The sequence below is a fragment of the Kitasatospora sp. NPDC034035 genome (genome assembly GCF_055575755.1).
The window spans coordinates 325382-344925 of record NZ_JBVISA010000004.1 but is presented as its reverse complement, the minus strand read 5'-3'; the positions used below and the strand labels follow the sequence as shown (position 1 = coordinate 344925).

Genomic DNA, 19544 nt, shown 5'->3' with positions numbered 1-19544 from the left:
GCTCCATCGTACGGGCGGCCGCGGGCGGCGCCTGCCGCGGCCGCGAGCCGCGCCGACGGCGGGCATTTTCCATACCGACCCGCTCATAAGTGATCAAATGTGGTGTTTATGAGCTCTGTGAGCGATCAGGCGACGCCAAGCGGTCTGCGCCGCAGCCTGGGCGTCCGCGATCTGATGGTCTACGGACTGCTGTTCATCGCCCCGATGGCCCCGGTCGGCGTGTTCGGCGTGCTGGACGCCAAGAGCCACGGGGCCGTCGCCACGGTCTACCTGGCCGCGACGGTGGCGATGGGCTTCACCGCCTTCTCGTACGCCCAGATGGTGCGCGCGGTGCCGCAGACCGGCTCGGTGTTCGCCTACGCGCGGGCCGGGCTGGGCGAGGGGCCGGGGTTCATCGCCGGGTGGATGGCGATGCTCGACTACCTGCTGATCCCGGCGGTGGCCTACCTGTTCTCCGGGATCGCGCTGCACTCGCTGGTGCCGGGCGTCTCGCGCTGGCTGTGGACGGCGATCGCGGTCGTGGTGACCACCGCGCTCAACCTGGTCGGGGTGCGGACGGCGGCGGTGGTCGGCTTCGCGGTGCTCGCGATGGAGATCGTGGTGCTGCTGGTGTTCATGGCGGCGGCCGTGGTGGCACTGGTCCAGGACGGCGCCCGGCGCGGCTGGGACACCCCGTTCACAGCCGTCGGCGGCTTCTCGCTGACGGCCGTGATCTCGGCGGTGTCCGTCGCGGTGCTCTCCTACCTGGGCTTCGACGCGATCGCGACCTTCGTCGAGGAGGCGGTCGGCGCCTCGGCGGCAGTGGCCCGCGCGGTGCTCTGGTGCCTGGCACTGGCCGGGGTGCTGTTCGTCGCGCAGACCTACCTGGCGGCGGTGCTGGAGCCGATGGGCCCCCAGCAGCTGGCCGCCGACCCGGCGGCGCAGGGCTCGGCCTTCTACGACACCGTGGAGAGCGGCATCGGGCACTGGCTGCACGTGCTGGTGGCGAGCAGCAAGGCGATCGGCGCGGCCTTCGCGGCCCTGGCCGGGCAGGCCGCGGCCGGGCGGCTGGTCTTCGCGATGGCCCGGGAGGGACGGCTGCCGCGCGTCCTCGGCTCGGTCGACCCGACCAGCGCGGTGCCGCGCCGGGCACTGCTGGCGGCCGCCGTGATCACCATGGCGGCGGCGGTCTGGGCGGCGAACCGGGACGACGGGCTGGACCAGCTGACCTCCGTGGTGAACATGGGCGCGCTGACCGCCTTCGCGCTGCTGCACGCCTCGGTGATCGGCTGGTACACGGTGCGGCACGGCTCGCGGGACCGGCTGCGCCACCTGGTCGTCCCGCTGCTCGGGATCGCGGTGATCGGCGCGGTGGTCTACGAAGCCTCGACCACCGCGCAGCTCGTCGGACTGATCTGGCTGGCGGCCGGCCTGGTGGTGCTGGGCGTCCAGGGTTCCCCGGGACCTGTCGGCGGACGCCGCTAGCCTCGTACGCATGGCCAACACCAGCTCCCCCGAAACCCCGCTCCCGGTCGGCAAGGTCTCCGCGCTGATCGGCGGCTGGATCGACCGGCTCGGCGCGGTGTGGGTGGAGGGGCAGATCACCCAGCTCAGCCGCCGGCCCGGGGCGGGCGTGGTGTTCCTCACCCTGCGCGACCCGCAGGCGGACGTGTCACTCACCGTGACCTGCTTCCGCTCGGTGTTCGACCAGGTCGCGGACGTCGTGCAGGAGGGCGCCCGGGTCGTCGTGCACGCCAAGCCGGAGTGGTACGCGGCGCGCGGGCAGCTGTCGCTGCGCGCCTCGGAGATCCGGCCGGTCGGGCTGGGCGAGCTGCTGGCCCGGCTGGAGCAGCTGAAGCGGCGGCTCGCCGGGGAGGGGCTGTTCGCGGCCGAGCGCAAGAAGCCGCTGCCGTTCCTGCCGCAGTGCGTCGGGCTGGTCACCGGGCGCGGCTCGGCGGCCGAGCGGGACGTGCTGGAGAACGCCCGGCGGCGCTGGCCGGCCGTCCGCTTCGAGGTCCGCAACGTCCCGGTGCAGGGGGTCAGCGCGGTGGAGCGGGTGAGCGCGGCGGTGCGGGAGCTGGACGAGCACCCCGAGGTCGACGTGATCATCGTGGCCCGCGGCGGCGGCAGCGTGGAGGACCTGCTGCCGTTCTCGGACGAGGGGCTGGTGCGGCTGGTCGCGGCCGCCCGGACACCGGTGGTCAGCGCGATCGGGCACGAGCCGGACCAGCCGCTGCTGGACTTCGTCGCCGACCTGCGCGCCTCCACCCCGACCGATGCCGCCAAACGGGTGGTTCCGGACGTCGGCGAGGAGCTGGCCAAGGTCCGCCAGCTGCGCGACCGCGCCCGGCGGCACGTGCTGGCCCGGGTCGAACGCGAGCAGCACGGGCTGGACGGGCTGCGCAGCCGCCCGTCGCTGGCCGCCCCGCACCGGATGCTGGACGGGCGCGGCCAGGAGGTGGAGGGCCTGCTGGAGCGGGCCCGACGCACCCTGCGGCACCGGCTGGACCACGCCCAGAGCGACCTCGGGCACACCCTCGCCCGGGTGGTCGCGCTCTCCCCGGCGGCCACCCTGGAGCGCGGCTACGCGGTGCTCCAGCGGGCGGACGGCGCGGTGGTGACCGACCCGGCGCAGGTCGCGCCCGGTGAGGGGCTGCACGCCCGGGTGGCGGGCGGCGGTTTGAACGTCGTTGCGGCCGAGGCCGCCGGGGCCGAGGAAGGGTAGCGCTGTCCGTCCCACCGCCTACGCTGGCACGCATGGCAGAGCAGCAGGGACAGCAGGAGCAGCAGGACGCGGCGGCGCCGAACCCGGACGACGCGCTGGGCTACGAGCACGCCCGGGACGCGCTGCTGGAGGTCGTCCGGCAGCTGGAGAACGGCGGGACGTCGCTGGAGGAGTCGCTGGCCCTGTGGGAGCGCGGCGAGCAGCTGGCCAAGGTGTGCCAGCGGTGGCTGGACGGCGCCCGCGCCCGGCTGGACGCCGCGCTGGCCGCCGAGGAGGACGGGGCCCCGGGCGACCGGTGAGGAGGACCTCCGGGAGTGACGCGGGTCACATCCACTTGGGGAATCGTTGAATATTCACCTATGTTGGATGGAGTGATCGGCCGCGGCCGGTCACCCCGACGAACCCCCTCCCGCATGAGGTGCAGAAGCATGACCACCGACGCCCTGGTACTCGACGCCGCCGCTCAGGACCTGCTGTTCCGCGACGCCCGCACCGCGAACACCTTCACCGACGAGCCGGTCTCCGAGGAGCAGGTCCAGGCCATCCACGACCTGGTCAAGTACGGTCCGACCGCCTTCAACGGGCAGCCGCTGCGCGTCGTCCTGGTCCGCTCGGCCGAGGGCCGCGAGCGCCTCGTCCGGCACATGGCCGACGGCAACAAGGCCAAGACCTCGACCGCCCCGCTGGTCGCCATCCTGGCCGCGGACAACGAGTTCCACGAGGAGCTGCCGACCCAGCTCCCGCACTTCCCGCAGGCCAAGGACGTGTTCTTCGCCGAGCGCCCGGTCCGCGAGCAGTCCGCCCGCCTGAACGGCGCCCTGCAGGCCGCCTACTTCATCATCGGCGTGCGCGCCGCCGGCCTGGCCGCCGGCCCGATGACCGGCTTCGACGCCGAGGGCATCAACAAGGAGTTCTTCACCGACGGCGAGCACTCGGTGCTGGCCGTGGTCAACATCGGCAAGCCGGGCGACGAGGCCTGGTTCCCGCGTGCGCCGCGCCTGGAGTACGACCAGGTCGTCACCACGGTCTGACGCGCCGATGCGCGAGGGCCCCGCACCGGTTCGTCCGGTGCGGGGCCCTTCGGCGTTCCTGCGGGCCGGCGCTACTTGAGCGCCTGCGCCAGCTCGGCCAGTTCCTCGTAGGAGGCGGTGCCGGTGAGCAGGGTGGTCCCGGAGCCGGTCTGCGCGGTCAGCGCGCGGGCCTTCTCGCCCTGGACCCGGTCCCAGGTGCGGCCGGCCACGTCGGAGGTGCCGTCCGCCTTGCCGCCGGCGACCTTGTCGGCGACCAGCGAGTCGCGCGGCGCGTCGCTCTGCTCGACCGCCGCGTACTGGCCGGAGGGCGTCACGAAGCCCAGGTGCCAGGCGTTGCCCTTGCCGTTGTTCTGGTCCGCCGGCCGGTAGCTGACCGAGGTGGCCCGCCACTTGTCGGACAGCCCGTCCGGGGAGAGCAGCGGGTAGGGAGCGGCGCGCTTGGCGGTGGCCGCGGCCACCTTGTACTCGACCACGTGCACCCCGTCGCCGTTGGCGTCGTGCGGGAGGAACAGGTACCCGATCCAGACGACGAAACCGACCGCCAGCATCGACAGGACCATGTCCCGTACGGTCTGGCGGCCCCTCATGCCCTTGCTGTCTGCAGCCACCCCCACATGGTGACTCATCCACATTCCGGTGCGGCCACCCGGGGTGCCCACGTACGGGTGAACCAGGACGAACCGGAGCTTTCGCCCCGGCAGCGCGACCCGCGCCACAGACAGTCATCTCGTGGGCAGATACGATCGCAGGACCCTCACCACGGCGTTCGACCAGGCAGTAGTCGGGCGCTTACTGGCCGTCGCGTACAGAGAGGTAACGACGATGACCGCGCAGTACCCGCACCACCTTCCCAGCGCCCTGGAGGTCGCGCCCGAGGCTCCGGACCGGAACCTCGCGCTCGAGCTCGTCCGGGTCACCGAGGCGGCCGCCATGGCCGCCGGCCGGTGGGTCGGCCGTGGCGACAAGAACGGCGCGGACGGCGCGGCCGTCAAGGCCATGCGCACCCTCGTCTCGACCGTCTCGATGAACGGCGTCGTCGTCATCGGCGAGGGCGAGAAGGACGAAGCCCCGATGCTCTACAACGGCGAGCGGGTCGGCGACGGCACCGGCGCCGAGTGCGACGTCGCCGTGGACCCGGTGGACGGCACCACCCTCACCGCCAAGGGCATGAACAACGCCGTGGCCGTGCTGGCGGTGGCCGACCGCGGCACCATGTTCGACCCCAGCGCCGTGTTCTACATGGACAAGCTGGTGGCCGGCCCGGAGGCCGCCGAGTTCGTCGACATCACCGCCCCGGCGGCGGTGAACATCCGCCGGGTCGCCAAGGCCAAGGGCAGCGCCGTCGAGGACGTCACCGTCGTCGTACTCGACCGCCCGCGCCACGACGGCCTGGTCCGGGAGATCCGCGAGGCGGGCGCCCGGATCAAGTTCATCTCCGACGGCGACGTGGCCGGGGCCATCATGGCCGCCCGCGAGGGCACCGGCGTCGACCTGCTGATGGGCATCGGCGGCACCCCGGAGGGCATCATCGCGGCCTGCGCGATGAAGTGCATGGGCGGCGTGATCCAGGGCCGGCTGTGGCCCAAGGACGACGCCGAGCGGCAGAAGGCCCTGGACGCCGGCCACGACCTGGACCGCGTGCTCACCACCGACGACCTGGTCAGCGGCGAGAACGTGTTCTTCGTCGCCACCGGCATCACCGACGGCGAGCTGCTGCGCGGTGTGCACTACCGCTCGGAGACCGCCACCACCAGCTCGCTGGTGATGCGCTCCAAGAGCGGCACGATCCGCGAGATCCACTCCACCCACAAGCTCTCGAAGCTGCGGGCCTACAGCGCGATCGACTTCGACCGCGCCAACTGACGCCCGGCGAACGGCGCATCCTGCGGACAGCAGGCAGCGGCCCCGGCGGAATCCCCTTCCGCCGGGGCCGCGGCACGTCCGGCCCCGGGCCGCCGGGCCCCCGGTGCCCGGTCCCGGGGTCTTCGACCCGCCGTCACCCCGCCATCCGTCACCCGGCTATCCGGCGCCCCGCGGACGCCGTCACCCGGCCCGTCTCGATCAGCTCCGCGTCCCGGCGGCGGCGCCGGGCCAGCACCACCCGCCGCTCGGCGGCCGTCAGCCCGCCCCAGACGCCGTACGGCTCCGGCTGGGCCAGCGCGTGCTCGCGGCACTCCAGCAGCACCGGGCAGCGGGCACAGACCTGCTTGGCCTGCTCCTCGCGGGACAACCGGGCCGCCGTCGGCTCCTTGGACGGCGCGAAGAACAGCCCCGCCTCGTCCCGTCGGCACGCCGCACCGGTGTGCCAGGGATTGTCCTCACCCGCGGGGGCACCCGCCGGGCCGCCCGGGGGCTGCGGCTGCGGCTGCGGGCGGACGTCGGGGCGGCGCTCCAGCAGCTGCGCGGCGGCGACTGGCGAGGTGGTGCGGGACTCGATCGGATGCAGCACGGCCGTACTCCTGACGAGGCTCTCGGACACGGGGGAACCCTCGCTCCCCTGCCCGGCTGCGAGCCCCCGCTGTCCAACCCCCCGGAACGGCCGCTCGGCCGCCTCCGGTGCGCAGCCGTGCAAGAAGCGATGTGCGGAAGGAACTACCCCGCCCGGCCGCGATTCATGCACACTGCACGCAATCGACTACGGAGTGCACTGGCCGCAACGTCGAGCGCCCGACCGCGAGTTGATCCACGGCCGGGCGCGGTGCTGGGCAACAGGGGCTAGTCGGTGCCGAGTTGGCGGCGCGCCCACTCTTTGAGCTTCTTGCCCCGGCGCGGCTTGGCGGTGCAACCACCGAACAGCGCAAGGCCCTTGACCCGGACAACCGGAGCGTACGGGTCCGCCGCGGTCTGCTCACGGACGTCGAAACCGCCGAACAGACCGACCCCCGCACCCTGCAGGCTGACGTTCTCCGGCACCCGGACGTCGACCCCGCCGAACATCGCCATGACCACGATCTCCACCTCGGGGGACTCGAAGACGGCGTCGCTCAGGTCGATCTCCACCCCGCCGAACGCGGCGAAGGCCTTCAGGTGCGAACCCACCCGCCAGCGGCCCTTGCGGGACGCACCGCCGAAGATCGCCACCACCGCCGGCGACTCCTGCCGCGCGGGCGGCTGGGGCGTCGCGGCCGGCGCACCCAGCGGCTGCTTCTCGAAGGACAGCGGGCGGGGCGACAGGTCCCGGGTCAGCGGCATCAGGTCGCCGAAGGTCTTGGCACCGTACGCGGCCTCGATGCGCTCCGCGTGCTCGTCCGCGTCCAGGCGGCCCTCGGCGTAGGCGTCCCGCAGCACTTCCGCGATCCGCTCGCGGTCGGCGTCCGAGACACGCATCTCCGCCTCCGCCACCGGCGCGTGCGACGGCTGCGGCGTGGCCTCGGGCCTTGCGTCAGGCTTGAGTTCAGGCTTGCTTTCAGGCGCGGATCCCCGCTTGGGCTCCGGCTCGAGTTCGGACTTGGTCATCGGTACGGGCGCCGGCACCGGCTGCCCCGGATCGTCGTGCGACGGCGAGTTGTCCACGGGCCCAGCCTAGTCGCTCGCACTCCAGCCCGAGTGAGCCCGGTCACGCAAGGCTGACCTGTCCGCATGCCGACTCCGACCGGGTCCTACCCTGGATGGTGCTTCGCCGACGCAGCCGGATCACTGGATAGCTAAGGACCGCCCCGATGGCTCCCACGCCAGACTTCGAGTACAGCGACCTGCTCCCCCTGGGCGCTGACCCGACCCCGTACCGCAAGCTCACCTCCGAAGGTGTCTCCACCTTCGAGGCGGGCGGTCGCACCTTCCTCCAGGTCGAGCCCGAGGCCCTGCGGCTGCTCACGGCCGAGGCGATGCACGACATCTCGCACTACCTGCGCCCGGCCCACCTCGCCCAGCTGCGCCGCATCCTGGACGACCCGGAGGCCAGCCCCAACGACCGCTTCGTCGCGCTCGACCTGCTGAAGAACGTCAACATCTCGGCCGGCGGCATCCTCCCGATGTGCCAGGACACCGGCACCGCGATCGTCATGGGCAAGCGCGGCCAGAACGTGCTCACCCCGGGCAGCGACGAGTCCGCCATCGCGCGCGGCGTGTACGACGCGTACACCAAGCTCAACCTGCGCTACTCCCAGATGGCCCCGGTGACCATGTGGGACGAGAAGAACACCGGCAACAACCTGCCGGCCCAGATCGAGCTGTACGCCACCGACGGCGACGCGTACAAGTTCCTCTTCATGGCCAAGGGCGGCGGCTCCGCCAACAAGTCGTACCTGTACCAGGAGACCAAGGCCATCCTGAACGAGGCGAGCATGCTCTCGTTCCTGGAGCAGAAGATCCGCTCCCTCGGCACCGCGGCCTGCCCGCCGTACCACCTGGCCATCGTGATCGGCGGCACCAGCGCCGAGTTCGCGCTGAAGACCGCCAAGTACGCCTCGGCGCACTACCTCGACAACCTGCCGACCTCCGGCGACGCCAAGACCGGCCACGGCTTCCGCGACCTGGAGCTGGAGCAGAAGGTCACCGAGCTGACCCAGAAGATCGGCATCGGCGCCCAGTTCGGCGGCAAGTACTTCTGCCACGACGTGCGCGTGGTGCGCCTGCCCCGCCACGGCGCCTCGCTGCCGGTCGCCATGGCCGTCTCCTGCTCCGCCGACCGCCAGGCGCTGGGCAAGATCACCGCCGAGGGCGTCTTCCTGGAGCAGCTGGAGACCGACCCGGCGAAGTACCTGCCGGACACCACCGACGAGCACCTCGACGACGACGTGGTGCGCGTCGACCTCGACCAGCCGATGTCCGCGATCCGCGCCGAGCTCTCCAAGTACCCGGTGAAGACCCGCCTCTCGCTCACCGGCACCCTGGTCGTCGCCCGCGACATCGCCCACGCCAAGATCAAGGAGCGCCTGGACGCCGGCGAGGGCATGCCCAAGTACCTGCAGGACCACCCGGTCTACTACGCGGGCCCGGCCAAGACCCCCGAGGGCTACGCCTCCGGCTCCTTCGGCCCGACCACGGCCGGCCGGATGGACTCCTACGTCGACCAGTTCCAGGCGGCCGGCGGCTCCATGGTCATGCTCGCCAAGGGCAACCGCAGCAAGCAGGTCACCGACGCCTGCGCCCAGCACGGCGGCTTCTACCTCGGCTCCATCGGCGGCCCCGCGGCCCGCCTCGCCCAGGACTGCATCAAGAAGGTCGAGGTGCTGGAGTACGCCGAGCTCGGCATGGAGGCCGTCTGGCGCATCGAGGTCGAGGACTTCCCCGCGTTCATCGTGGTGGACGACAAGGGCAACGACTTCTTCCGCGAGACCACCGAGGGCCCGCTGATCACCAACCTCCGCGTCCGCTCCAAGGAGTAGCCACACCCGGTTCCACCCACCGCCCCGGTCGCACCCACCGCGACCGGGGCGGTTTTCGTGTGGCTGTCGCGTGGCACCCGGTACTGACAACTCGCGCACAGGCTGGTGTACCGCGCCGACGAGAAGGAAGTGAAGATCCTCAAGGCTCGCTACCACTACGGGTGACAGGCACCGACCGGTCCGGCGCCGCTCAGGCGTCGAAGTCGTATTCCAGGACGTAGGAGGCGGCGTCCAGGATCATCTCGTTGAGTTCGACGACCTGGCCCTCGTCGGCGAAGGCGGTGCGGCAGATCAGGATCACCGGGGTGCCGGCGGACAGTTCCAGGCGGGTGGCCTCCTCCCCGCTGGGCATCCGGGAGCGGACCTCCTCGCGGAAGTGCACGGGCTTGGCGCCGATCTCGGCCAGCCGGGCGTAGGTGCCGCCCGGGCCGGTGTCCTCGCGGGTGATGGGGGTGCCGGCGACCAGGACGGCGGGCAGGTAGGAGGTGGAGAGCAGCACCGGCTTGCCGTCCAGGACGAAGCGGCGGTGCCGTACGCACATAGGGGCGCCCGGGTCCACCCCGAGCACCCGGGCCACGTGTTCGGGCGCGCCCTGCTCGGCAACGGACACCTGGTCGACCACCAGGGACCGGTTGTCGATGTCCGCCGACCATATCGACCGGCCGGACCCCCACTGCCCCTGCGCCAGCCGCTGGATGCCGCGCCGGCGCAGCGGCCGGAAGTCCCGGACGAACACCCCGGCGCCGCGGCGCGCCTCGGCGATGCCCTCGCTCTGCAGCACGCCCAGCGCCTGGCGGGCGGTCATCCGGGCCACGCCGTACTCGTCCATGAGGTCGTTCTCGCCGGGCAGGCGGTCGCCGGCGCGGTAGAGGCCGGTGTCGATGGCCGCCTTCAGCGCTTCGGCGATCCGCTGGTACTTGGGCTGCTTGTCGCCTCTGCTGCCGGTCATCACCGCTCCCTCTGCCTCGGACAAATCGTAGGCGCGCCCGCGGCCGCTAGTAAGGAGATACGACCGTTGACATCTCTAGAGATATTAGCTTCTCTAGAGATGTTGGCCAGTCGCCTTCCGGAGCGAGGAGCACAGCGGTGAGCATCCGACAGCGCAACGCCTCGGCCTACCGACCGAACGCGGGTGAACTCGTCCTCGACCGGAGGACCGGACGCACCGGCATCTACATGGACACCATCGGCGGCGAGCACTACCTGCGCCCCGAGGGCGGCGGCCGCGAATGGACCGCCGAACCGAACCACGTCTCGCCCGTTCCCGGACCCCGCGATTCCGCCTGAATGAGTTCGGCCTCGGTAATTCCGGCGAAATCCGTGCGAACGGCTACATTCCGGACCCTGCTATCCCCCCGGTGAATCCGGAATTCCGGAACGCCCCGCGCACGCCGCCGGGCACGTTACGGATAACGCCGGTCACCATGTGTGCACCGGGGGCGGGAATCCGCCACCGGCGCACCAGTACACGAACTGGCGTGCACATAACCGACAGCGCCCCCGCGCCCGGACGGGGGCACGGGGGCACTCGGCCGGAACGGCTTACGGGTGGCCGCCGACGACGTTCTCCGGAACACGCTTCTTGCCCGGCGCGCCAGTGTCCGATGCGGTGGGCTCCACCACGTACTCGGCCTCGTCACCGAACGCGCCGTTCTCGAAGTCGGCCTTCTGCGCGTCGGTCGGCCCGGTGTACTCGGTGGGGTTCGAGACCGCGGCCACCGCGCCCTCGACAGCCTTGCCCGCTTCCACAGCGGCAGCCGGGGCCTCGGTCTTCGCCGCGGTCTCGGGCGCCGACGCCGCCGGGGTCTCGCTCTGGTCGTTGGCCATGGGGCGGCCACCTTTCCGTCATCAAATGTGATCAGCCCGACCTCCGTGGCGCGGGCGCGCGGACAGTATCGTAGGGTTGATTAAATGTCCGATAAACATCGTGTGGCTTGCGCCGCCGTCCGGCAGAGTCGGGCCTCCGCCTAAGCTGAAGCACCGCGGCGGACCGCCGAGCGCCCTTTCACGGAATCGACACCACAGGCCATCGGGGGACTTCATGGAGTTTCGGGAGACGCCGCAGACCTCTGCGCTGCGCTTCCAAGTCCTCGGTCCGGTCCAGGCCTGGCTCGACGGCAAGCCCCTCTCCCTCGGCTCCCCCCAGCAACAGGCCGTTCTGACCACCCTTCTGCTGCACTCCGGACGCCCGGTCACCACACAGGGCCTGGTCGACGCGCTCTGGGGCGAGCGGCCCCCCACCCAGGCGGTGGCCGCGCTCCGCACCTACGTCTCCCGCCTGCGCTCCGTCATCGAGCCCCGGCGCGAGGTGCGCCGACCCGCCGAGCTGCTGGTCTCGGTCGCCGACGGCTACGCGCTGCGCATCCCGGGCGAGTCCCTCGACCTGGCGGTCTTCGAACGGCTCTCCGCCGAGGCCGCGGCCGCCCGGACCGCCGGCGACCAGCACGAGGCGCACCGGCTGCTGGTCCAGGCACTGGACCTGTTCAGCGGCCGTCCGCTCACCGGCATCCCCGGCCCCTACGCCGACGCCCAACGGCTGCGGCTCGCCGAGCGCCAGGTGGCCGCCGCCGAGGAGCTGTGCGCCGCTGCCCTCGACGTCGGCCTGCACGCCGAGATCGTCGGCGAGCTCAACAGCCTGACGGCCGAGTACCCGCTGCGCGAACGCCTGCGCGAGCTGCTGATGCTGGCCCTGTACCGCTGCGGACGTCAGGCCGAGGCGCTCGGCGTCTACACCGACACCCGCAAGCTCCTGATCGAGGAGCTCGGAGTCGAACCCGGCACCGGCCTGTCCGCGATGCACAATCGCATCCTCGCCGCCGACCCGGCGCTCGCCCTCCCGGCCGCGGCTGCCATCGCCGCCCGCGAGGACGGCCCGGCCGCACCCCCGGCACCGGCCCAACTCCCGGCCGACGTCTCGGACTTCAGCGGACGTTCGGAGCTGGTGGGCGACCTCTCGACAGTCCTGATGAGCGCCACCGGCCAGGCCGTGGTGGTCACCTCGCTGGCCGGTATCGGCGGTGTCGGGAAGACCACGCTGGCGGTGCACGTCGCCCACCGCGTCCGCGCCGAGTTCCCGGACGGTCAGCTGTACGTCGACCTGCGCGGAGCCGGTGCCTCCCCGGCCGACCCGGTGGTCGTCCTGGGCGACTTCCTGCACGCGCTCGGCGTCACCGAGAACCCGGACTCGCTCGAACAGCGCGCCGCCCTGTACCGCTCGCTGCTCGCCAACCGGCGGATGCTCATCCTGCTCGACAACGCGCGCGACGCCGAACAGATCCAGCCCCTCATCCCCGGCGTCTCCGGCTGCGCCGTGCTCGCCACCAGCCGGTCCCGGCTGGCCGGCATCCCCGGCGCGCAGCTGTTCGACGTCGAGGAGCTGACCCCGGCCGAGGCGTTGGCGCTGTTCTCGGCCATCGTCGGCGAGCAACGGGTCGCCGCCGAGCCGGAAGCCGCCATGAAGGTGGTCACCGCCTGCGGCTTCCTGCCGCTGGCCGTCCGCATCGCCGCCGCCCGGCTGGCCAGCCGCCCGCGCTGGAGCGTCTCCGACCTGGCCAGTCGGTTAGCCGACCAGCGACGCCGGTTGGACGAACTCCAGCTCGGCAACCTCGCCGTGGAGACCACCATCGGCCTCGGCTACGGACAGCTGTCCGTGGACGAGGCCCGCGCCTTTCGGCTCCTCGCCCTGATCGACTCCCCCGACATCCCGCTGGCGGCCGCCGCGGCGTTGCTCGGCGTGGACGAGTACACCGCCGAGGACCTCGCCGAGGCGCTGGTCGAGGCGAACATGCTGGAGTGCTTCACCCCCGGCCGCTACCGCTACCACGACCTGCTCCGGCTCTACGCGCAGCGGCAGAACGAACGGATCGGGGACGCAGGGGAGCAGGAGCGGGCGGTGCTGCGGCTGCTCGACCTGCTGATCCCGACCGTACGCAACGCGGCCCTGGTCATCGAGCCTGACGACGCACTGCCCGAACTGCTGACCGCCCCCTCCTCGCCGGGACTCGACCTGCCGACGAGTCAAGCCGCCCAGGACTGGCTCGGCACCGAAGGGGCCCTACTGCTCAGCGCCGTCGAGGCCGCCGCGAGCGGTCCCGGTGCCCTGCAGCGTGCCGCCGTCGACCTGTTGAACTACCTGTTCAGCATCGACCCGGACCCGACCCGTGGACCGCGCGCGGTCCGGGTCCTGGAGGCCATCGGCGAGGACGCGCAGCACCGTGGCGACTCGGCCGGCATCGCCCGGGTGTACTTCGCCCTGGGCACCCTGCAGTCCGTCACCAGTGATTTCCAGGGCTCCGAGCAGTCCTTCCGCCGGAGCCTGGACCACCAGGCGCCGAACGAGCCGACCGTCCTACTCCTGGCCACGGCCAACATGCTGGGCGTGATCCTGAGCGTGGGCAACCGCCCGGCCGAGGCACTGCCCTTCCTGGAGCAGGCCCGGGCCACCAGCCAGGCCGTCGGCGCACCGAAGGCCGAAGCGCGGATCGTCAGCAACATGGCCCGGGTGCAGCACCGGCTCGGCATGACCGAGACGGCGATCAAGTCCGCCGGCGACGGTGTCGCCGCCGCTCGGGCGTCGAAGAACGGCCCGCTGCTCGCCCAGACCCTCTACCAGCTCGGCGTGGTGCTCTCCACCGCCGAAGCCATCCCCCACCTGCGCGAGGCCCACCGGCTCTACCAGTCCCAGCGCAATCCCCTCTGGGAGGGCTACACCCTGGCCCGGCTCGCCTCGGCCCTGCTCGCCTCCGCGCAGCACACCGAGGCCGCCGAGGCGGCCGGCGAATCGCTCGCGATCGGGCAGGCGATGGACTCCGCCTTCTGCCAGGGCCTGGCCAACGCCGCGCTGGGCGAGGCGTTGCTGGCCCTGGCCCAACCCGCGCGCGGGCTCGCGTGCCTCCAGGAGGCCCATGTGATCTTCACGCGGCTCGGTGTGCCCGAGGCCTCCCCCGTGGCGGACCTCATCGCCCGACAGCACACCGAGCCCTTCTCTCCCCCCGCGCCGTAAGGCCTCCGTTCCCCCACGGAGAACCTCCCCCGTTCCGCGCGTCGGCGCTCCCGCAGCCCCCCGGCTGCGGGAGCGCCCTCAACGCTTCCCCGGCGCTGGACTCCAGTGTGCGCCGGGCCGATTGACGTTCGATAAACGCCCGATTGTCGGCCTGCGGTCCGGAGAAACCGCAGGTCAGCGCGGCCACCCCGGCGCGTCATGCGGCGTGCGGGGCCCCGCGCACCACCCCGGCCCGCACCGTCGTGCTTCCGCAAGCCCGGCCGCATCGACCCAAGTATGACGAGTTGGCCGGAAAGGGACCCCACGGCGCAGTGATCACGCATATTCTCAGATGCCAGTACGCACACGAGTGTCCGCCGGAAGCACACCGGGGTGCAGTCCGTCTGCGTGCTGCGGGGAGCGTGACACACCGCCACCGGCAGCGGCCCGCGAGGCCGCCGAGGAGCCGACCGGAGGCCACGGGTGGAAGGGTGCCTCTCAACGTGACGACCGGACAGATATCCGACGCGTTCCCCGTCGGCGAGGACGCGGGGGGCGACGAGCCCGAGGTACGGCGACGCCGCGCGGCCCGGGCCCTGCAGGCGGTCGCCTTCGACACCATCGGCGCGGGGTACGGCGAGGCCTTCCCCGCGAAGGACGGGCAGCTGGCCTGCGGCCGGCGGCTGCTCGCCGGGCTCGAACCCGGTGCCCGGGTGCTGGACGTGGGTTGCGGCACCGGCGAGCCGACCGTCCGCCAGCTGACCGGGGCCGGACTGCGGGTGACCGCCGTGGACCTCTCCGACGTGATGCTCGCCCTCGCCCGGCAGGCGGCGTTCCCCGGCGCATTCCCACCGGTGTTCCATCGGATCGACCTGTACGATCTGGCCACCGAGCGCGCCGACCGGGTCTGGAACGCGCCCGCACTCGGCCCGGACGGCCACGGCACCTTCGCCGCCGTCACCGCGTTCTTCTCCCTGATCCTGCTGCCGCAGGACGAGATCCCGACCGTGCTCCGGCGGCTGCGCGAACTCCTGCGGCCGGGCGGACTGCTGGCGCTCGGTATGGTCGAGGCGGACCTGGATCACGTTCCGCTTCCGTTCCTTGGCAGAGAGCTGCGGATCAGTGGGTATCTGAGGGAGGATCTGGAACGGGTTCTGGTCGCGGCCGGCTTCGCCGTCGAGGAGTGCTCGGGGCATCCGTACGCGCCGGCCAGTACCTCGCTGCCGCCGGAGGAACAGCTGTTCCTGTGCTGTCGACGCGTCGGCTGATCGACCGACCGGCCCAGCACACCCACCGACCACACCGAATCCAGGACAGGCAGCCGTGCGCGACCAGCTCAAGACCGAGGCGGAGCAGCCGCCCGCCGTCCCGGGCCAGCGCCGCCAGGTCCCGGTACGGGGGCAGGCCCCGGCGAAGCCGCCGTCCGCGCGGCCGGAGCGCGCCGACGTGGCGGACCGCCTCGCGTACCTCGATTCGGCGACCCGGCGGATCAACACCGCCCTCGACCTGGCCGCGACGCTGCGCAACATCGGCCGGGTACTGGTCCCGACGCTGGCCGACGCCGCCGTGGTCCACCTGCGCGACCCGCTGCCCAACGTCGAGCGCGAACCCGGTTTTCCGGAGGAGTTGCGGATCCACCACAGCACCGGCACCCGGATCGGCCGCCGCGGCCGCCCGGGCGGCTTCGACGACCGGCGCCGCTCCCGCTACGGCGCCCGCTCGACCGCCGACAGCGGCCCGGCCACCCCGGTGACCCGCGGCGGGGCGCTCGCGCACGCCCTGCTGAGCCGCCGTCCCGCCGAAGTGGCCGTCCTCGGCACGCCCGGCGCCGAGCGCACCGAGGTGCTGCTGCGCGAGCTGTACGGCACCCGTGGGGTGGCCCGGCTGGCCGCGGGCACCTCCGTCCTCGCTCTGCCGCTGCGCGGCCGCAAGGCCGTCCTCGGGCTGCTGGTGCTGATCCGCCGTCCTCCTGAACGCACCGGCCGCCCGGCTTTCGACGCCGCGGACACGGCGACCGCGACGCACCTCGCCACCCAGGCCGGGCTGGCCGTGGACACCGCCCTGCGGTACGCCCGCGAGTGGGAGATAGCCAACGAACTCCAGCGCAGCATGCTGCCGTTGCGCCTGCCGCAGCCGCACGGCGTCCGGCTCGCCCAGCGCTACCTGCCCGGCGAGCGCGGCGCGCAGGTCGGCGGCGACTGGTACGACGCCGTCCCGCTGCCCGGCAACCGGGTCGCCCTGATCGTCGGCGACGTGATGGGCCACTCGCTCACCTCGGCCGCCATCATGGGCCAACTGCGCACCAGCGCCCAGACCTTGGCCGCCCTCGACCTGCCGCCGCACGAGGTGCTCTACCACCTGGACGAGCAGGCCCAGCGGCTCGGCCGCGAACAGCACCTGGCCACCTGCGTGTACGCGGTCTACGACCCGATCGCCAACCGGGTGGTGCTGGCCAACGCCGGACACGTCCCGCCGGTGCTGGTCCGCCCGGACGGGACCGCCGAGCTGGTGGAGCTGGACTCCGGGGCGCCGATCGGGGTCGGCGGGGTGGACTTCAACTCGGTCGAACTGCCCGCGCCGCCCGGCTCGGCCCTGCTGCTGTTCACCGACGGCCTGGTGGAGACCCGCAGCCGCCCGATCAGCGACGGCCTGGAGGTGCTGCGCGCCCGGATCGCCGCCGCCCGCTGGCAGTCCCCCGAGCAGCTGTGCCAGGAGGCGCTGCGGATCCTGCCGCCCGGCGACCGCGGCGACGACATCGCCCTGCTCGGCGCCTGCTTCGACGGCATCCCGGCCGGGGACGTCGCGCACTGGTACCTGCAGCCGCGCAACGAGACGCCGGGCCGGGCCCGCCGGCTGGTCGCGCACACCCTGCGCCGCTGGGGGCTGGACGAGCTCAGCGAGGCGACCGAGCTGATGGTCAGCGAGCTGGTGACCAACGCCGTCCAGCACGCGACCCGGCCGGTCACCCTGAGCCTGGTGCGCACCACCCGGCTGCGGTGCGAGGTCGGCGACGACAGCCCGCTGCTGCCGCGCCCCCGCCGTGCCGGGCCGGACGACGAACGCGGGCGCGGCCTGCAGATAGTGGCCCGGTGCGCGGACCGCTGGGGCGCGACCCGGCTGGGCACCGGCAAGGTGGTCTGGTTCGAGCAGCGGCTGCCGCAGCCGTAGGCGCCCCGAACCGGGGTGTCAGACCCCGGCCGGCTCCTTCCCCGGCTCCTTCGCCGGCTGCTCCGCCAGCCGCGCGATCAGCTGCTCGCCCTCCATGTCCACCTTCGGCACGACCTTCTCCAGCGACTTCGGGAACCACCAGGCGGCCTTGCCGAACAGCGCCATCGCGGCCGGCACCAGCGCCATCCGCACCACGAAGGCGTCCACCAGGACGCCCACCGCGAGGGCGAAGCCGATCGGCTGGACGATCGGGTCGTGGCCGAAGACGAAGGCACCGAACACCGAGATCATGATCAGCGCGGCCGCCGTCACCACCCGGGCGCCGCCCTTGACCCCGCCCACGACCGCCTCGCGCGGCGCCGTGCCGTGGACGTGCTGCTCCTTCATCCCGGAGACCAGGAACAGCTCGTAGTCCATCGCCAGCCCGAACAGCACCCCGATCAGCAGGATCGGCACGAAGCTGACCACCGGACCGACCTTCGGCACGTCGATCAGGCCGTCCAGCCAGCCCCACTGGTAGACCGCGACCACCGCGCCGAGCGAGGCCCCGATGCTGAGCAGGAAGCCCAGCACCGCCTTGAGCGGCACGAGCACCGAGCGGAAGGCCAGGGCGAGCAGCGCCAGCGCGATGCCGACGATCACCGCGACGAACGGTGGCAGGGCCTGGCCGAGTTTGGCGGAGACGTCGATGTTGGCGGCGGTGGTGCCGGTGACGGCGATGTCCGCGCCGGTGGCGGCCTTCAACTCGGCGCGCTGGTCGCGGATCTCGTTGACCAGCGCCCTGGTGTCCTCGTGGTCCGGGCCGGTCCGCGGGATGACGGGCACCAGGGCGGTCCGGCCGCTCCGGTCGACCTGTGGCGGCAGCAGCGTCTGAACGCCCTTCAGGGTCTGCAGCCTGCCCGCCACCTCCTGCACCGCCTGCTCGGGCCGCGGCGCCCCGTTGGCGTCCACGACCACCACGAGCGGCGCGTTGAAGCCCGGCCCGAAGCCGCCGCTGACCAGGTCGTACGCCGTGCGGGCGTCCGTCCCGACGGCTTGCGAGCCGCCGCCCGGCAGGCCGAGGTTCAGGCTCGCCGCGGGCACCGCCATGGCGCCCAGCCCGGCCAGGCCGACGAGCAGGACGGGCAGCGGGCGGCGGACCACGAAGCGGGCCCAGCGCTCGCCCATGGTGGTCCTGCCGGTGGTGTGCAGGGCCCGCTTCCAGACGGGCAGCCGGTCGATCGCGCGGCCGACGAAGCCCAGCACGGCGGGCAGCAGCGTGATCGCGACCAGGACGGCCACCACGACGGCCCCGGAGGCGGCCAGGCCCATCACGGTGAGGAACGGGACGCCCGCGACGGCGAGTCCGGCGAGCGCGACGACCACGGTCAGGCCGGCGAAGACGACGGCGCTGCCGGCGGTCGCGGTGGCACGGGCGGCGGCCTCCTCCGGCTCCAGTCCCTCGTCCAGGTGGCGGCGGTGGCGGAACAGGATGAACAGCGCGTAGTCGATGCCGACCGCGAGGCCGACCATCAGGGCGAGCACCGGCGCGGTGGTGATGATCCGGAACGAGCCGGTGAGCGCCAGCAGTCCGGCCATCGCCACGCCGACGCCGACCAGCGCGGTCAGCAGCGGCAGCCCGGCCGCGACCAGCGTGCCCAGGGTGATCACCAGCACCGCCCCGGCGACCACCAGGCCGATCGACTCGGAGCCGCCTTCGATCTGGGCGAACCTGTTGAACGCGTCGCCGCCGAAGGCCACCTCCAGCCCGGCGGCGCGGGCCGGTTCGGCGGCGGCCTTGACCGCGTCGCGCTGCCGGTCGGTGACGTCGGCGAGCTTGCGGTCGAAGGAGACCAGGGCGATCGCGACCCGCCGGTCCGGCGAGACGGCGCCGGTGGCGTACGGGTCGGGCACCGTGGCCACGCCGGGGACGTGGGCGATCCGGCCGACGGCCGCGCCGATCGCCTCGGCCGCCTCGGGCGTGGTGGCGCCGCCGGGTGCCGGGGCGGCGAAGACGACCTGGGCGGAGCCGTGGCCCTGCACCGGGAAGGTGTCCTTGATCCGGTCCAGGGTGCTCTGCGCCTCGGTGCCGGGCACCGTGAACTCGTCGCTGGTCTTGCCGGCGAAGGCGCCGGCGGCCCCGCCGATCGCGATCAGGACGGCGATCCAGACGGCCAGGACGGCGCGCCGGCGCCGGAAGCAGAAGCGGCCCAGTCGGTACAGGTACGTGGCCATGGGCGGTCCCTCGGGTCGGTCAGGGCAGGTCGCGTTCCACCGTACGCTCAAGTTTGTCGGGTGACAAAGTCGGCCGACAGGAGCGAGTGACAGGATTGCTCGACACAGTTGCTCGACCG

At 72.7% G+C, this 19544-nt stretch carries 16 protein-coding genes and 1 pseudogene; 11 read left to right on the top strand and 6 right to left on the bottom strand.

The window, feature by feature from the left end:
* The first annotated feature begins 108 nt into the window (after positions 1-108).
* The 4 genes from ACZ52J_RS08355 to ACZ52J_RS08340 all read left to right on the top strand — a co-directional run bounded on the left by ACZ52J_RS08355 (position 109) and on the right by ACZ52J_RS08340 (position 3735).
* Positions 109-1464 (top strand): APC family permease, encoded by a 1356-nt coding sequence (locus ACZ52J_RS08355; protein WP_465616809.1) that lies wholly within the window; start codon positions 109-111, stop codon positions 1462-1464.
* A gap of 10 nt (positions 1465-1474) precedes the next feature.
* Positions 1475-2704, top strand: coding sequence for an exodeoxyribonuclease VII large subunit (xseA, locus tag ACZ52J_RS08350; protein ID WP_465616807.1), 1230 nt, complete (start codon positions 1475-1477; stop codon positions 2702-2704).
* Between the two features lie 32 nt (positions 2705-2736).
* Positions 2737-3003, top strand: a complete 267-nt coding sequence (locus tag ACZ52J_RS08345) for an exodeoxyribonuclease VII small subunit (protein WP_360506561.1) — start codon at positions 2737-2739, stop codon at positions 3001-3003.
* Positions 3004-3132: 129 nt separating this feature from the next.
* Positions 3133-3735 (top strand): malonic semialdehyde reductase, encoded by a 603-nt coding sequence (locus ACZ52J_RS08340; RefSeq protein WP_360506559.1) that lies wholly within the window; start codon positions 3133-3135, stop codon positions 3733-3735.
* Between the two features lie 71 nt (positions 3736-3806).
* On the opposite strand, the gene ACZ52J_RS08335 is transcribed toward ACZ52J_RS08340, so the two are convergent.
* The gene (locus tag ACZ52J_RS08335; protein ID WP_360506556.1) at positions 3807-4343 is read right to left on the bottom strand and encodes a DUF4245 domain-containing protein; all 537 of its coding nucleotides are present in this window, start codon (positions 4341-4343) and stop codon (positions 3807-3809) included.
* Positions 4344-4557: 214 nt separating this feature from the next.
* Between ACZ52J_RS08335 and glpX the strand changes: the two genes are divergently transcribed.
* The gene (gene glpX / locus ACZ52J_RS08330) at positions 4558-5598 is read left to right on the top strand and encodes a class II fructose-bisphosphatase (protein WP_360506553.1); all 1041 of its coding nucleotides are present in this window, start codon (positions 4558-4560) and stop codon (positions 5596-5598) included.
* Positions 5599-5746: 148 nt separating this feature from the next.
* Here glpX and ACZ52J_RS08325 read toward each other — a convergent pair whose 3' ends face one another.
* Positions 5747-6130 (bottom strand): WhiB family transcriptional regulator, encoded by a 384-nt coding sequence (locus ACZ52J_RS08325; protein WP_465616901.1) that lies wholly within the window; start codon positions 6128-6130, stop codon positions 5747-5749.
* A gap of 320 nt (positions 6131-6450) precedes the next feature.
* A complete protein-coding gene (locus ACZ52J_RS08320) occupies positions 6451-7062 on the bottom strand; it encodes a DUF1707 SHOCT-like domain-containing protein (protein ID WP_465616804.1) in 612 nt (203 codons plus the stop codon).
* A gap of 332 nt (positions 7063-7394) precedes the next feature.
* Here ACZ52J_RS08320 and ACZ52J_RS08315 point away from each other — a divergent pair, with 332 nt between their 5' ends.
* Positions 7395-9062 (top strand): fumarate hydratase, encoded by a 1668-nt coding sequence (locus ACZ52J_RS08315; protein WP_360506547.1) that lies wholly within the window; start codon positions 7395-7397, stop codon positions 9060-9062.
* A 99-nt stretch (positions 9063-9161) separates the two neighbouring features.
* Positions 9162-9227 (top strand): annotated as a pseudogene (locus tag ACZ52J_RS08310) (Txe/YoeB family addiction module toxin); the annotation flags it as partial.
* Positions 9228-9252: 25 nt separating this feature from the next.
* On the opposite strand, the gene ACZ52J_RS08305 reads toward ACZ52J_RS08310, so the two are convergent.
* On the bottom strand, positions 9253-10011 hold the full coding sequence (locus tag ACZ52J_RS08305; protein WP_360506538.1) for a GntR family transcriptional regulator: 759 nt from the start codon (positions 10009-10011) through the stop codon (positions 9253-9255).
* Positions 10012-10148: 137 nt separating this feature from the next.
* Between ACZ52J_RS08305 and ACZ52J_RS08300 the strand changes: the two genes are divergently transcribed.
* On the top strand, positions 10149-10349 hold the full coding sequence (locus tag ACZ52J_RS08300) for a hypothetical protein (RefSeq protein ID WP_360506536.1): 201 nt from the start codon (positions 10149-10151) through the stop codon (positions 10347-10349).
* A 255-nt stretch (positions 10350-10604) separates the two neighbouring features.
* Here ACZ52J_RS08300 and ACZ52J_RS08295 read toward each other — a convergent pair whose 3' ends face one another.
* Positions 10605-10889 (bottom strand): hypothetical protein, encoded by a 285-nt coding sequence (locus tag ACZ52J_RS08295; RefSeq protein WP_465616801.1) that lies wholly within the window; start codon positions 10887-10889, stop codon positions 10605-10607.
* Positions 10890-11103: 214 nt separating this feature from the next.
* Between ACZ52J_RS08295 and ACZ52J_RS08290 the strand changes: the two genes are divergently transcribed.
* The 3 genes from ACZ52J_RS08290 to ACZ52J_RS08280 all read left to right on the top strand — a co-directional run bounded on the left by ACZ52J_RS08290 (position 11104) and on the right by ACZ52J_RS08280 (position 17211).
* Entirely contained in the window at positions 11104-14064 is a 2961-nt protein-coding gene (locus ACZ52J_RS08290; protein ID WP_465616799.1) for an AfsR/SARP family transcriptional regulator, read from the top strand.
* 575 nt (positions 14065-14639) lie between these two features.
* Complete coding sequence (locus ACZ52J_RS08285) at positions 14640-15311, top strand: class I SAM-dependent methyltransferase (RefSeq protein WP_465616899.1); 672 nt, start codon at positions 14640-14642, stop codon at positions 15309-15311.
* Between the two features lie 55 nt (positions 15312-15366).
* On the top strand, positions 15367-17211 hold the full coding sequence (locus tag ACZ52J_RS08280; protein ID WP_360506528.1) for an ATP-binding SpoIIE family protein phosphatase: 1845 nt from the start codon (positions 15367-15369) through the stop codon (positions 17209-17211).
* Between the two features lie 18 nt (positions 17212-17229).
* Here ACZ52J_RS08280 and ACZ52J_RS08275 read toward each other — a convergent pair whose 3' ends face one another.
* Positions 17230-19425, bottom strand: a complete 2196-nt coding sequence (locus ACZ52J_RS08275; protein WP_465616797.1) for an MMPL family transporter — start codon at positions 19423-19425, stop codon at positions 17230-17232.
* Between the last annotated feature and the right edge of the window lie 119 nt (positions 19426-19544).